Below are 13,252 nucleotides of genomic sequence, written 5' to 3' on the forward strand. Positions count from 1 at the left end.
CTTGCGCAGAAGAGATGGTTTTCCCGGGCTCCGCGGCGGGCTAACCTTGGCGCCCTTTTTCCTGGTGCAAGGAATCGCCATGTCCTGGTCGTTTCGTCGTCTGTGCAGCCTGACCGCCCTGATCTGCCTGTTGCTGGCCCTGGCCTGGGGGCTCGTCCCAGGACTGCTGCTGACCCTCTGGGGCCTGGACTACAACCCGGTCGCGGGATTCGTCGCACGGCGCAACGCCCTGCTGTTCCTGGCGCTGGCGGTGATCTTCCATCAGTTTCGCGACGTGGGCCACAGCCCTGCCCGCCAGGCCCTGGGCAATGGCATGGCGATCGGCTGTTTCGCCCTTGCCGGGCTGGGGACCCTGGAATGGCTCAATGGCAATGCCGGGGCGGGCATCTTCCTGGCGGTGGGTACGGAATTGCTGCTGGGCCTGGGGTTCGTCCAGGCCCGCAGGCTTCCTTGAACGAGCGCGGTAGCGAGCGGCCCGAAGGACTCAATAATGCGCCCGCCTCAGCGGTACACCATGCCCGGTACCTTGGGCCAGGTCATGGCGCAGCCCGGCGATCAGCTCGTTGATTTCGCGACAGCCGTTGAGCTGCGCGGCGTCGATACCGGTGACCAGCAGGTCGACGCGATCGGGCTCATGTTCGCCGAACACCTTTACCGTCATCGACAGCTCGGGGCTCAGGGTGCATTGGCAGCGCTTGGGCAGGAAGCTGCTTTCGATGATGTTGCGCAGCTCCAGGGCAGATAGAAACATGGCGACTCTCTCCGTTGTTCGAGGCGGCCAATCGGCAGGCAGGCTGCCTGCGGGCGACGTCCGTGTTCGAGGGTTCCAGGCCCGATCCTGATTGTCCTTGTAGACGGGGCCAAGCTACAGACTATGCGGCTTTGCCGAGTCTGTTAAATTCGATTTGGCTCTGAGCAACGGCTTTTTCGGCCCGACTCGATGCCCTTCCCCAACCGTCACCAGGAGCGGCGCCTTGATTACCTGCCACGTCAAATATGTGATCGATCCCTATCAACTGGCCGAGTTCGAAGCCTATGCCAAAGCCTGGATCAGCGTGGTGCAGCGCCTGGGCGGCAGCCACCATGGCTACTTCCTGCCCAGCGAGGGCGCCAGCAACATCGCCTATTGCCTGTTCAGTTTTCCGTCCCTGGCGCACTACGAGGCTTACCGCCAGGAGGCTCTTGGCGATCCGCAAAGCGTGGCGCTGGTGGCCTCGGTAATGGAGAAGAAATTCATCCTCAGCTACGAGCGCAGCTTCCTGCGCCCCCTGCTGCCCTGAACCCAGGCAGCGCCCGGCTCAGGCCGGCTGCGGCACGTTGCACAGGGCGGCCCGCTCGGCCACGTGGCGCAGGCTGTCGAAATTGATATTGGCCCCCGAGTCGATGGCCACCAGGGTCTGGCCGCGCACGCCGGTCATGGCCACGTACTGCTTGATCCCGGCCACCGCCAGGGCTCCTGAAGGCTCGGTGATCGAGCGTGTGTCGTCGTAGATATCCTTGATGGCGGCGCAGAGCTGGTCATTGCTGACGCTGATCACCTGGTCCACGTGCCGCCGACAGATTTCATAGCCATGTTCGCCGACCTGGGCCACCGCGACCCCGTCGGCGAAGGTGCCGACCGAGGCCAGGGTCACCCGCTCCCCGGCGGCCAGTGACTGCTGCAGGCAGTTGGAGTGCTCGGACTCGACGCCGACGATGCGGATTTCCGGCCGCAGGTATTTCACATAGGCAGCGATCCCGGCGATCAGCCCGCCGCCGCCCACCGGGACGAAGATCGCATCCAGCGGCCCCTGTTGCTGGCGCAGGATCTCCATGGCCACCGTGCCCTGCCCGGCGATCACATGGGGATCGTCGAACGGCGGCACGAAGGTGCGCCCGCTGCGCTCGGCCAGCTCCAGGGCATGGGCCAGGGCGAAGGGAAAGCTCGGGCCGTGCAGCAGTGCGTCACCGCCACGGCTGCGCACCCCCAGGACCTTGAGCTCTGGGGTAGTCTCGGGCATGACGATGGTGGCCTGGATCCCCAGCTCCCGCGCCGCCAGGGCCACACCCTGGGCATGATTGCCGGCAGAGGCGGTGATTACCCCGCGCTGCTTCTGCTCGCTGCTCAATTGCGCGAGGCGGTTGTAGGCGCCGCGAATCTTGAAGGAAAAGGTCGGTTGCAGGTCCTCGCGCTTGAGCAGGATCTGGTTGCCCAGGTGCAGGGACAGCGCCGGCGCCGCCTGCAATGGCGTGCAGATGGCCAGGTCATAGACCGGCGCGGCAAGAATCATCTTCACATAGCGCTCCAGCAGGGCCATGTCGGCACTCGGAGTGGGCGTTGGGCTGGGGCGGCTCATGATGGATCTCCTGGCGGTGTACGAAGCCCGGGAGACAGAGAGAAAAAACCCGCCTCCAGGGCGGGTTGGGTGCAGTCGTCAGCAAGCCCGCCAATGAGTAATGGCGGTAATAATGCTTGGCTGGGAACGAACGGCGGAAAAAGTCATGGACGGAAAACTAGCGAAATAATCGCCCTGTCGCAAGCACCCGGCAAAACAATCGCACCGGCCACTTGAAGCGAAATATACGAAACATATATGATTCGTATATTCTCCACAGAGAACCTACCGCGACATGGGTATCGTCAAAATCTCCGATGACCTGCACGAACAGATCCGCGTGGCCAGCGCCGCCATGGATCGCTCGATCAACGCCCAGGCCGAGTTCTGGATGAAGATCGGCCTGCTGGCCGAGCTCAATCCGCACCTGGCCTACAACGACCTGATCAACAAGCTCTTGTTGAACAAACCCGACCTGCTCAGGGGCCGCGCATGACCCAGGCCCTGATCAAGACCGCCGATCAACTGGCACTGATGCGTGAGTCCGGGCGCCTGCTGGCACAGGTGTTCACCTACCTCGACGGTTTCGTCGGCCCGGGCCTGTCGACCCTGGAGCTGGACGCTGCCGTGGAGCACTTCATCCGCCACGAGCTCAAGGCCCGCCCCGCCAGCAAGGGCCAGTACAACTATCCCTACTGCATCAACACCTCGATCAACGAGGTGGTGTGCCATGGCATGCCCCATTCCGAGGCCGTGCTCAAGGATGGCGACATCGTCAACATCGATATCACCCTGGAGAAGAACGGCTACATCGCCGACTCCAGCAAGATGTACCTGATCGGCAATGTCGGTCCACGGGCCCGGCACCTGGTGGATACCACCTTCCAGGCCATGTGGAACGCCATCCGCCTGGTACGACCCGGCGCCCGGCTCGGCGATATCGGCCATGCGATCCAGAGTCATGCCCAGGCCAACGGCTACAGCGTGGTCCGTGAGTATTGCGGCCACGGCATCGGCCGGCAGATGCATGAGGAACCGCAGGTCTTGCACTTCGGCCGGGCCGGCACCGGGCTGGAACTGCGCGAGGGCATGACCTTCACCATCGAGCCGATGCTCAACCAGGGCAGCGCCCGGGTTCGCGGTCTCAAGGATGGCTGGACGGTGGTCACCCGCGACCACGGCCTCTCCGCCCAATGGGAACACACCGTGGCGGTGACCCGAGACGGCTTCGAAGTGCTGACCCTGCAACCGCAATAGGCCTCAGCTAGCCCGTTCGCGGCGGCCCCCCAGCCGCCGCAACCCCAGGGCCATGCCAACCGCGGCCAGCAGCATCGCCAGCAACAGCAGCGAATAGGACAGCCACCAGGGTGTGCCAACGGTCATCATGCTGAACTCGGACATGCCGCCGATGCTGGCGATCAGGTTCAGCGGCAGGAACACCACATTGATCAGGGTCAGCTTGCGCAACAGCTGGTTGCTGCTGTTGTTCATCAGGTTGCCCCGGGCATCCATCAATCCGGCGAACACCGTGGAATAGATCTCCGCCTGTTTGTAGCACTGGTCGTTCTCGATGATCAGGTCGTCGATTCGGCCGATGGCCTGGCCGCAGAAGCGTTCCTTGGCGGCGTGGTTGCGCAAGCGAATCAGCACCGCGCCATTGCTGCGCAGGGCATTGAGGTAGTGGATCAGGCTTTCGCTGAGGTTGAACATCTGCAACAGATGGCGATTCTCCAGGGTCTGGTTGAATTTCTGTTGCAGCTCGCGGGCCACCGCCTTGATCACCTTCAAGTGCCCCAGGTAGTGATGGATGTTGTTGAGCAGCAGGTCCAGCAGCACATCCTGGGGCGTGTGCAGGTCGTGCCTGGCGCCCAGGCCGTGCAGCGGCGTGTCGTCTGCGGCGATCACCAGCAATCGCTCCGGGGCGAACAGCAAGCCACAGGAAGACACCTCGAAAGACAGGCTGCCAGCACCGGAATAGTTCTCCGGGCGTTTCCAGATCAGGAACAGATAGTCGGGGTGAAACTCGATGCGCGAGACTTCGTCCGGGTCCAGCGCCGAGGCCAAGGCATGGGCATCGAGCTTGAACGCGCTGTGCAGCAGATCGCGCTCGGCCAGGTCCGGATCGCTGAACAACATGACCTGGGCCTCGAGGCCTGGCACCGAGCACAGGCCACCATGGCTCAGTCGATAGCTCTGGATCATCGCAACCTCACCAGGCCTGGCCACGCCGCTTGAGTTCGAGGCGGCGGACGAACTCCTCCAGCACCAGGCAATACAGGTCGTCCTGCAGGTAGGCATCCTCGATGCCGGCGTCGAGATTGGGGTTGTCGTTGACTTCGATCACCACCACCTTGTCGCCGGCCTGCTTGAGGTCGACCCCGTAGAGGCCGTCGCCAATCAGGTTGGCGGTCTTGACCGCCAGCTCCACCACGGCCCGTGGCGCCTCGTGGATCGCCAGGGTCCGGCATTCGCCGTTGATGTCCTTGCCCTTGGCCTTGTGGTTGTAGATCTGCCAATGGCCCTTGGACATGAAGTACTGGCAGGCGAAGATCGGCTTGCGGTTGAGTACACCGATGCGCCAGTCGTACTCGGTGTAGAAGAACTCCTGGGCCAGCAACAAGACCGAATGCTCGAACAGCTCGGCGGTGGCTTCCAGCAGCGCCTGCTGGCTCTCGACCTTGATCACCCCCCGGGAGAAACACCCGTCGGGAATCTTCAGTACCAGCGGAAAGCCCAGGCGCTCGCCCACCCGCTCGAAGTCCTGCGGTCGCTCCTTGTACAGGATCTCGGTAGCCGGCATTCCCAGTTGATGGCCCTTGAGCAGGTCGCTGAGGTAGACCTTGTTGGTGCAGCGCAGGATCGAAGCCGGATCGTCCATCACCACCAGCCCCTCGCTCTCGGCCTTCTTGGCGAAGCGGTAGGTATGGTTGTCGACACTGGTGGTTTCACGGATCAACAAGGCGTCGTATTCGGCTAGGCGCGTGTAGTCCTTCTTCTCGATCAGTTCCACATCGATCCCCAGCCCCTTGCCGACGCGAATGAAATTCTCTAGCGCCCGGGCATTGGAAGGCGGCAAGGCTTCCTGGGGATCATGGAGGATCGCCAGGTCATAACGGGCCAGGCGCCGGGAGCGCGGAACACGCCAGACCTTGCGACTGAAACTGTCCAGGGAGTTGGCGAACTGATCTTCCTGGTCTTCTCGCAACTTATGCAGGGCGCCGCACTTCACACCCTCGATATGCCAGCTGTTAGTTCGTTTGAAGTCAACTAACAAGATTGGGCATGGAAACAACTCGAATATCTGACGGGCCAACTCCTGCAGGGGCTCTATATGGGTCCGGCCGAAATACAGAGTCAGGGTAAAGCCTTCGGTATCGCTGTAGAGATGATGGCTCAAGGCCTTTTCCAGGGTCTTGTCCAGATCGTCCAGCGCCAGGCCGTAGAGGGCTTTGCGGGTCAGTTCGCTGATGGTCCGAACCGAGGGGATGACCCGGTGGCCACGGGCCTCGGCCAGGAGCGAGCAGTAGTAGCCATGCCCCAGGTACTTGTAGCTGCGGCACAGGTTGATGACCTGGACCCGCTTGCCCGGGGCGCTTTCGCAGCTGTGCTCCAGGTACTCCTGGGCGGTGAGGATATCTTCACTGGGGAAATACGAGGCCCAGTCTTCCTTGCGCTCGACAATGATAATGACTTGACTGGAAACTTTATCGATTGCCGACAAATAACTTTTCGAAGTGATTGCCGCCGGCAAACTTTGCCCGGATACTTCTGGCCAATGATTTTGTACCGCTGACATAAAGTTCGATCTCGCTGAAGAAACCTGACCCTTTCTATTAAGCACGAACTTTTTTTGAAGTCTCGTTTCATTACGCAACTTTTACGGCGGTCATATGGATCTTGTCTTTCGCACTGCAACCCCCGACGACCTGGCGGCCCTGGTGGAGCTGGAACAGCAATGTTTCACCAGCGATCGCCTGACCCCGCGCAGCTTCCAATGGATGATCAGCCGCGCCCACGGGCAGTTGCTGGTGGCCCAGCACCAGGAGCGGTTGCTGGGTTACGCCCTGGTGCTGTTTCACCGCGGCACCTCCCTGGCGCGCCTGTACTCCATCGCCATCGCTGTCGATGCCCGAGGGCTGGGCCTGGGCAAGCGCCTGCTGCAACGCATTGAGGACTGCGCCCTGGCCCACGACTGCGCCTACCTGCGCCTGGAGGTGCGCAGCGACAATCCCACGGCCATCGCCCTCTACGAACGCCACGGCTATCGACGCTTCGCCAGGCTCCACGACTACTACGAGGACCATGCCGACGCCCTGCGCCTGGAAAAACGCATCCGCGAACATCGTGAGACCCGCAGTATCCGCGTGCCCTACTACCAGCAGACCACCGACTTCACCTGCGGCCCGGCCTGCCTGCTGATGGCCATGGCCGCGTTGCAACCGAGCCGACTGCTGGAGCGCCGGGAGGAACTGCAGATCTGGCGCGAGGCGACCACGGTCTTCATGACCGCCGGCCACGGTGGCTGCAGCCCCCAGGGTCTGGCCCTGGCGGCCTGGCGCCGGGGCTTTGGCGTACGCCTGCAGGTCAACAGCGCCGGACCGCTGTTCCTCAACGGCGTACGCGACGAGCATAAAAAAGACGTCATGCGCCTGGTCCACGACGAGTTCTGCAAGGCATTGGATGCCAGCGACGTGCAGCAGGTGCTCGGCGGGCCGCTGGAGCTGCCGCGCCTGCTGGACGATGGTGGCCAGCCATTGGTGCTGATCAGCAGCTATCGGCTGACCCGCTCCAAGGCGCCCCATTGGGTGATTGTCACCGACTGCGACCAGGACTTCGTCTACCTGCACGACCCCGATGTCGACCATAGCCAGCATCGCCAGGCCATGGATTGCCAGCATCTGCCGGTGAGCCACCGGGAGTTCGACAAGATGTGCAGCTTCGGCAGCAGCAAGCTGCGGGCCGCCGTGGTCCTCTATCCACGCCAGCCCGCACAAGGTGCCTGAGGCTTACTCCAGGCCGAGTCGGTACAGGGCGCCCTGGTCTTCGTCGGTGAGGACGTACAGATAACCGTCGGGCCCCTGACGCACGTCGCGGATGCGGGCCTTGAGTTCGCCCAGCAAACGTTCTTCATGCACGACGCGATCGCCATCGAACTGCAGGCGGATCAGTTGCTGGCTGCTCAGGGCACCAATGAAGGCACTATGTTGCCAGGGCTTGAAGCGATCAGCGGCGTAGAACGCCAAGCCACTGATGCCTGGCGACTTTTCCCAGACATGCTGCGGTGCCACCGTGCCCGGAGCAGTCTGCCCGCCAGATTCGGGGATCGGCTGGCCTGAATAGTCGATGCCATGGGTCGCCAGGGGCCAGCCATAGTTCTTGCCCCGCTCGATGATGTTCAGCTCGTCACCGCCTTTGGGGCCATGCTCGCCTTCCCACAGCGTCCCGCTCCAGGGGTTGAGCGCTGCCCCCTGGGGATTACGTTGGCCGTAGCTCCAGATTTCCGGACGCACACCGGCCTGGCCAACGAAGGGATTGTCCTCTGGGACCCGGCCATCGGCGTACAGGCGCACGACCTTGCCCTGGAGCTTGTCCAGGTCCTGGGCGGTGGGCCGCACGTTGTTCTCTCCCAAGGTGATGAACAGATAGCCGTCGCGGTCGAACACCAGCCGCGAGCCGAAATGGTTGCCGGTGGAGAGCTTCGGTTCCTGGCGGAAGATCACCTGGAAGTCCTTGAGCCCACTGCCATCCTCGGCCAGTCGGCCACGGCCCACTGCGGTGCCGGCAGTGTCGCCCTGGCCGCCACCTTCGGCGTAAGACAGGTAGACCAGGCGGTCCTGGGCAAAATCCGGCGACAACGCCACATCCAGCAAGCCGCCCTGGCCTTGGGCCCACACCTTCGGTACGCCACTCAAGGGCGCCGAGAGCTTGCCGTCGGGGCTCACCAGGCGCAGGTTGCCCGGCCGTTCGGTGACCAGCATGCCCTGGCCATCCGGCAGGAACGCCAGGGCCCAGGGATGGTCCAGGCCTTGCACCACCGGGGCCAGGCTCAAGGTGCCGAGCTCACTGGCGAATGTCTGCTTCTCGACGGCCAGGGCCGGTGTGGCGCTAGCCAGCAGGACGCTGGTGCACAGGGTGGTGAACAGGCTTCTACGCAACATACTGGTTTCCTTATATGGATCGAGAGGCTTCCCTGCTGGCCGCTGGTACAGCACTCCCTGGCACGGCCGTGGGCGTTTCAGCGCCGGTTGCCGTTGGCGTCGTAGCTGGGGGCTGGCAAGCGTGGATCGGGGTTGGGCCGTTGTACCCCACCACGAGGATAGCCGTTGCCGATCCCACCGTTCTCCAGGGTGGGGGCTGGGCTCGAGGGCACAGTCCCGGGGCCGCGCACTGGAGGGTTGGCGGGCTGGGTGCCTTGCATGCTGTTGGGATTGGCCCGACGAATCGGGTTGCTGTAGGGATCGTTATTGCCGCTGTTGGGCAGGTTTTGCGCCAGGTGCCAGGTGCCCACCACCTGGCCGGATGGCTCCGGGGCGGCCCAGGCGGTACCGGCGGCCCAGGCCAGGACAAGGAATGCGGCAAGGCCGCGAGCCGGACTGTTCATGACAGATCTCCTCGGGAGCGAAGGTATCGGATTCGATTCCACGCTACGCCCGGGGTTCGGCTTTGTTAATCAAATAATCTTGAGGGAGATGTAACGCCCGGTGTCCACGGGAGGATGCGGGCAGCGGGATTGGCGGGACTCTTCAGGGCCGGTGCAAGACTGGCCACTGAAGAATTCACAGGTGGCGGGGGTAATCAGATGTAGATGAACAGCAACAGCAGTGCGGCGAAGATCGCCCACTTTTCCAGGTAGTAGCGCGCGCGATTGCGTTTTTTCAGTTCTTTGCCCCGCAGGCGGATCTTGTACAGCCGGTTGAAGGCCCGGTTCAGGCCGCCAGTCTTGTCGCCTGCATCGTTGGGCGAGCCGGCCGCCGACATCACGGTGCGGCTGAACCAGCCATTGAACGCCGCGGCCCAGCGGTATTTCATCGGCCGCTCGACGTCGCAGAACAGGATGATGCGGTTTTGCTCGGTGGTGTTTTCCGCGTAGTGGATATAGGTTTCGTCGAACATCACCGCTTCGCCATCGCGCCAGTGGTAGCGCTCGCCATCGACCTCGATGTAGCAGCCTTCGCTATTGGGCGTGGACAGCCCCAGGTGGTAGCGGTAGGAACCGGCATAGGGATCGCGATGACGAACCAGCTTCGAGCCTGGGGGCAGCTCGGCGAACATCGCGGCCTTGATCGAGCCGATGCTCTGTACCAGCTCGGTGGTCCGCGGGCACAGCTTCATCGCCGAAGGATGGCTGTCGCCGTACCACTTGAGATAGAAACGCTTCCAGCCGGTCTTGAAGAACGAGTTGAAACCCACGTCGTTGTACTGGTCGGAGCGCTTGATCTCGCCGGCCTGCAGCAGGTTCTGCCCCTCGGCACGGATCTCTTCCCAGTGTTCCTTGAGCTTTTCCATTTCCGGGAAGTCCGCCGGGTCCAGGTACGGCCGGTTCGGATGCTTGGAGAACAGGTAGAGGAAGCAGTTGATCGGCGCCAGGAAGGTGGAGTGGTCACTGAGCTGGCGACCCAGTTTGTGGCGCACTCGCCCCCGCAGGTGTACGTATGCAATGGATAGAACGTATACAGCGGCAATGATGAGTTTCACGGAAATCGTCACACGTCAGAAGGGAACATGCTGCGCCTCCACAAACCCGCTGGGCCGGAGGCAAATGGCAGCGTCTGAATTGAAAAAGCGTGACTGGCGATACTCTCCGTCGCCAGTCCGGCTCTCGGCATCTGGCCGTCGGCAGGCATTTTAGCCACAGTTTGTAACCAAGGGTTAATCCAAATTTGTGAAAAGCTGCGGAGACTTTGTAGTTGCGCTGCGTTAATTGCGACAGGTATTGACGTAGCTCAACGGACAGCCACTTTGCGTCCTGACGGCTCGCGACGGCTGTGTGCGTGGCATGGGACAGCGTATGCTGCGCGCCATCAACCGCCCTCACCTGGCAAGGATCGCCCGAACCATGCTCCCGCCACGCTTCCCGACGCTGGTACTGCTGCCCGGAATGGACGGCACCGGCCGCCTGTTCGAACCACTGCTCAAGACCCTGGGCCCTGACGTGCCAGCGCAGTTGCTGGACTATCCCGCCAACCTGCCGCTGGATTATCCCGCCCTGCAAGAACGGGTCTGGGAGCAGTTGCCCAAGGATCGGCCATTCGTGCTCCTGGGAGAGTCCTTCTCCGGCCCGGTGGCGGTGGCCCTTGCCGCACGCAAGCCACCTGGCCTGCTGGGATTGGTGCTGTGCGCCAGTTTCGTACGCAACCCGCGCCCCGCCATGAGTCCCCTGATGGGGCTGCTCAAGCTCGTATCCCTGCATCATTTGCCGTCGTGGCCCATGGCTGCCCTGCTGCTGGGCAGGTTTTCCACCCCGGGACTGCGTACAGCCCTGGCTGGGGCCATAGCCCAGGTAGCGTCATCGGTGCTGCGGGCACGCCTGCTGGCCGTGCGTGATGTGGACTGCAGCGCGGCATTGGCCGCATCGCAGTTGCCACTCATGTACCTGCGCGCCCGCCAGGATCGACTGGTGCCGGCAACGGCGGCAGCCTTGGTCCTGCAGCTGCGCCCAGATACCCAGGTGATCGAGATCGACGGCCCCCACTGCCTGCTCCAAGCGGCGCCGGCAGAGGCCGCGCAGCATCTGCGGCATTTCATCCAGGCGCTGCCAGGCCTCCAGTACCAAGAGCCGGCACTGGTTCACCGCTGACCGCGAATGGTCCAGGGAATGGCGCAGGCGGCCAGCACCACCAGGATGCAGATGCCATGGAAGGACCGGACCAGGCCCACCGCGTGGGCGGCATAACCTACCAGGGCCGGGCCCAGCAGGACCCCGAGATAACCCAGCATGCTGGCGGCCGCGATCGCATGGGGCGCAGGCATCACTTGCTGGCGACCAGCCAGGGAAAACAGCACCGGCACCACATTTCCTGCCGCGAGCCCGGCGATGGCGATACAGGCGAATACCACCATCAGGTTACTGGCCCAAGCAGCCAGCCCCAGCCCGGCGGCGGTGATCAGGAAGCCCGCCAGCAGCATCGAACGCTCCCCTATGCGAGCGACGATCCGGTCGCCAACCAGGCGGATCAGGGTCATCGCGCAAGCGAACAAGGAGTAACCGGCGCCGGCGAGCCCGACATCCAGTCCTTTGTCCTGGGCCAGCAGTAAAGCACTCCAATCGAGCATGGCGCCCTCGGCCAGGAAGATCACCATGGCCAGGAGTCCCAGTACCAGCACTATCCCCTTGGGCAGGACCAGCAATGGAGCCTTCTGGCCAGTCTCGCTGACCAAGAAGCCCGGAACAGCCACTACCAGGCAACAGGCGATGACCAGGGCGGCCACGCTGGCTGCCAGGGCCGGACTGGCCCCGGCGGCGATCGCAGCCGTCACCGCCACGGCCCCCAACAGGCCACCAATGCTGTAGAGGCCGTGGAACAACGACATCAGCGGGACATTGGCGATCTTCTGCACCTGGGTCCCGTGGATGTTGGCCACCACGTCGATAGCCCCGATGGACGCACCGAACAGCAACAGGCACAGGCCCAGGGCCATGGGCGTAGCAACGATGGCCAGCAGCGGCAAGGCGACCACCAGGCCGATCCCGCCGGCCAGGATCAGCGCCCGGCACCCCAGGCGTCCCGCTAGCGCGCCGGCACCGGGCATGCCAATGATCGCCCCCAGCCCCAGACAAAGCAGCAGCGCACCGAGGGTCGCTGGATCTGCGCCAAGGCGCGCCTGGGCGAAAGGCACCAGAGGTGCCCATGAAGACAATGCGAACCCGGCCATGAAGAAAGACAGGTGAGTGGAGCGCTTGGGAGCGCCCAGGGCCGGAGCTTGCCCGCCCTCTTGCGTCAGTTGCGCGGCTGAATGTAATTGGATCTGCGACACGAGCGTTCCTCGGAATTGCGATATGCATCTTTGATATTGAGATGCATTCACATTACAAGGAGCACGACCTGTGATTTATCTGTACTATGCCAAGTTATGTCGATAACCCGCCACGATACCGACCTGCGCGACCCTGATCCGGACAAGGCCTACGCCCCCATAGTCGGGCGCCTGGAGCAATGGTTCCCGGAGGACCTGCCACCGCACCGGCACAAGCGCCACCAATTGATGTGCGCCGCCAATGGCGTCATCCATGTCACCACCAACCTGGGCGAATGGGTATTGCCCGCCACTCGGGCGATCTGGATCAGCTCCGGCACCGAACATGCGACCCTGGTCAAGCGCCCCACCCACACTCGAGTGTTGTACATCGACCCGGATGCCTACGACATGCCCAGGGAGGGCTATTGCCTGGTGATGGGCATCACGCCGCTGATGCGTGAGGTGATGACCGCCTGTGCTGGGTTCCCCTGGAACTATGCCGAACATACACCCGAAGCTCGCTTGGCCCGCGTGCTGATCGACCAGGTCACGAGCCTGGACCGCTCCTCGGTGGACCTGCCCTTCCCCACTGACCCACGGGCCGTGCGCCTGGCCAGGATATTGCGCAGCGAACCGGCGAACCGCGAGCCCCTGCAGAGCCTGGCCAGGCGAGTGGGAGCCAGCGCGCGGACCATCGAACGGCTGTTCAGCCACGAGGCAGGCATGTCCTTCGGCAGTTGGCGTCAGCGCCAGAGCCTGCTCACCGCCATGGAGCACCTGGCCTATGGCGAAAGCGTGACCAATGTCGCCCTGGAGGTGGGATACGAGTCATCCTCAAGCTTCGTCGCGGCCTTCAAGGGGCTGTTCGGTACCACTCCCGCGCGTTACTTCAAGAGCGTCTAGTGGACGCCCCAGGCCTGCCTGGGCAATGCAGAAGCCCAAGGCATGGATGCACTCGAATGGCCTCGGTGAGCAAATCT

General features: G+C 63.1%; 14 protein-coding genes and 1 pseudogene. 7 read left to right on the plus strand and 8 right to left on the minus strand.

What is annotated here, in order from left to right:
• Nucleotides 1–79: 79 nt before the first annotated feature.
• Entirely contained in the window at nucleotides 80–454 is a 375-nt protein-coding gene (locus tag C4K40_RS16180; protein ID WP_053130191.1) for a hypothetical protein, read from the plus strand.
• Nucleotides 455–484: 30 nt separating this feature from the next.
• On the opposite strand, the gene C4K40_RS16185 is transcribed toward C4K40_RS16180, so the two are convergent.
• A complete protein-coding gene (locus C4K40_RS16185; RefSeq protein ID WP_053130194.1) occupies nucleotides 485–751 on the minus strand; it encodes a DUF1652 domain-containing protein in 267 nt (88 codons plus the stop codon).
• Between the two features lie 223 nt (nucleotides 752–974).
• On the opposite strand from C4K40_RS16185, the gene C4K40_RS16190 reads away from it, so the two are divergent.
• Nucleotides 975–1,280 (plus strand): NIPSNAP family protein, encoded by a 306-nt coding sequence (locus C4K40_RS16190; protein ID WP_053130196.1) that lies wholly within the window; start codon nucleotides 975–977, stop codon nucleotides 1,278–1,280.
• Between the two features lie 42 nt (nucleotides 1,281–1,322).
• Here the strand turns inward: C4K40_RS16190 and ilvA are convergent.
• A pseudogene (gene ilvA / locus C4K40_RS16195) lies at nucleotides 1,323–2,336 on the minus strand (threonine ammonia-lyase, biosynthetic); the annotation flags it as partial.
• 274 nt (nucleotides 2,337–2,610) lie between these two features.
• Here ilvA and C4K40_RS16200 point away from each other — a divergent pair.
• Nucleotides 2,611–2,811 (plus strand): ParD-like family protein, encoded by a 201-nt coding sequence (locus C4K40_RS16200; protein ID WP_022638858.1) that lies wholly within the window; start codon nucleotides 2,611–2,613, stop codon nucleotides 2,809–2,811.
• Nucleotides 2,808–3,572, plus strand: coding sequence for a type I methionyl aminopeptidase (map, locus tag C4K40_RS16205; protein ID WP_053130198.1), 765 nt, complete (start codon nucleotides 2,808–2,810; stop codon nucleotides 3,570–3,572). The genes C4K40_RS16200 and map overlap by 4 nt, the downstream gene beginning before the upstream one ends.
• A gap of 3 nt (nucleotides 3,573–3,575) precedes the next feature.
• On the opposite strand, the gene C4K40_RS16210 is transcribed toward map, so the two are convergent.
• Nucleotides 3,576–4,517: a magnesium transporter CorA family protein gene (locus tag C4K40_RS16210; RefSeq protein ID WP_053130200.1), complete on the minus strand. Its 942-nt coding sequence runs from the start codon at nucleotides 4,515–4,517 to the stop codon at nucleotides 3,576–3,578.
• Between the two features lie 7 nt (nucleotides 4,518–4,524).
• Complete coding sequence (locus C4K40_RS16215; protein WP_053130202.1) at nucleotides 4,525–6,111, minus strand: RimK family protein; 1,587 nt, start codon at nucleotides 6,109–6,111, stop codon at nucleotides 4,525–4,527.
• A gap of 94 nt (nucleotides 6,112–6,205) precedes the next feature.
• Between C4K40_RS16215 and rimI the strand changes: the two genes are divergently transcribed.
• Nucleotides 6,206–7,318: a ribosomal protein S18-alanine N-acetyltransferase gene (gene rimI, locus C4K40_RS16220; protein WP_053130204.1), complete on the plus strand. Its 1,113-nt coding sequence runs from the start codon at nucleotides 6,206–6,208 to the stop codon at nucleotides 7,316–7,318.
• A 3-nt stretch (nucleotides 7,319–7,321) separates the two neighbouring features.
• On the opposite strand, the gene C4K40_RS16225 is transcribed toward rimI, so the two are convergent.
• The 3 genes from C4K40_RS16225 to lpxO form a co-directional block, all read right to left on the minus strand.
• Entirely contained in the window at nucleotides 7,322–8,473 is a 1,152-nt protein-coding gene (locus tag C4K40_RS16225) for a PQQ-dependent sugar dehydrogenase (RefSeq protein ID WP_053130207.1), read from the minus strand.
• A gap of 77 nt (nucleotides 8,474–8,550) precedes the next feature.
• A complete protein-coding gene (locus C4K40_RS16230) occupies nucleotides 8,551–8,916 on the minus strand; it encodes a hypothetical protein (RefSeq protein WP_053130209.1) in 366 nt (121 codons plus the stop codon).
• A 194-nt stretch (nucleotides 8,917–9,110) separates the two neighbouring features.
• Entirely contained in the window at nucleotides 9,111–10,010 is a 900-nt protein-coding gene (gene lpxO, locus C4K40_RS16235; RefSeq protein WP_031319899.1) for a lipid A hydroxylase LpxO, read from the minus strand.
• A gap of 361 nt (nucleotides 10,011–10,371) precedes the next feature.
• Between lpxO and C4K40_RS16240 the strand changes: the two genes are divergently transcribed.
• Nucleotides 10,372–11,112, plus strand: coding sequence for an alpha/beta fold hydrolase (locus tag C4K40_RS16240; protein ID WP_053130212.1), 741 nt, complete (start codon nucleotides 10,372–10,374; stop codon nucleotides 11,110–11,112).
• Here C4K40_RS16240 and C4K40_RS16245 read toward each other — a convergent pair.
• Nucleotides 11,103–12,290, minus strand: a complete 1,188-nt coding sequence (locus C4K40_RS16245) for an MFS transporter (protein ID WP_053130215.1) — start codon at nucleotides 12,288–12,290, stop codon at nucleotides 11,103–11,105. The two genes, C4K40_RS16240 and C4K40_RS16245, sit on opposite strands and share 10 nt — an antisense overlap.
• 96 nt (nucleotides 12,291–12,386) lie before the next feature.
• Here C4K40_RS16245 and C4K40_RS16250 point away from each other — a divergent pair, with 96 nt between their 5' ends.
• A complete protein-coding gene (locus C4K40_RS16250) occupies nucleotides 12,387–13,175 on the plus strand; it encodes a helix-turn-helix domain-containing protein (RefSeq protein WP_053130218.1) in 789 nt (262 codons plus the stop codon).
• Nucleotides 13,176–13,252: the final 77 nt, after the last annotated feature.

The organism is Pseudomonas sp. CMR5c (assembly GCF_003850545.1).
Classification (GTDB): domain Bacteria; phylum Pseudomonadota; class Gammaproteobacteria; order Pseudomonadales; family Pseudomonadaceae; genus Aquipseudomonas; species Aquipseudomonas piscis.

Coding starts and splice junctions, on each gene's coding strand:
- C4K40_RS16215 (WP_053130202.1), bottom strand. CDS start 6,111: ATGTCAGCGGTACAAAATCATTGGCCAGAAGTATCCGGGCAAAGTTTG.
- C4K40_RS16200 (WP_022638858.1), top strand. CDS start 2,611: ATGGGTATCGTCAAAATCTCCGATGACCTGCACGAACAGATCCGCGTG.
- C4K40_RS16180 (WP_053130191.1), top strand. CDS start 80: ATGTCCTGGTCGTTTCGTCGTCTGTGCAGCCTGACCGCCCTGATCTGC.
- C4K40_RS16185 (WP_053130194.1), bottom strand. CDS start 751: ATGTTTCTATCTGCCCTGGAGCTGCGCAACATCATCGAAAGCAGCTTC.
- C4K40_RS16225 (WP_053130207.1), bottom strand. CDS start 8,473: ATGTTGCGTAGAAGCCTGTTCACCACCCTGTGCACCAGCGTCCTGCTG.
- map (WP_053130198.1), top strand. CDS start 2,808: ATGACCCAGGCCCTGATCAAGACCGCCGATCAACTGGCACTGATGCGT.
- C4K40_RS16250 (WP_053130218.1), top strand. CDS start 12,387: ATGTCGATAACCCGCCACGATACCGACCTGCGCGACCCTGATCCGGAC.
- C4K40_RS16230 (WP_053130209.1), bottom strand. CDS start 8,916: ATGAACAGTCCGGCTCGCGGCCTTGCCGCATTCCTTGTCCTGGCCTGG.
- C4K40_RS16210 (WP_053130200.1), bottom strand. CDS start 4,517: ATGATCCAGAGCTATCGACTGAGCCATGGTGGCCTGTGCTCGGTGCCA.
- C4K40_RS16240 (WP_053130212.1), top strand. CDS start 10,372: ATGCTCCCGCCACGCTTCCCGACGCTGGTACTGCTGCCCGGAATGGAC.
- rimI (WP_053130204.1), top strand. CDS start 6,206: ATGGATCTTGTCTTTCGCACTGCAACCCCCGACGACCTGGCGGCCCTG.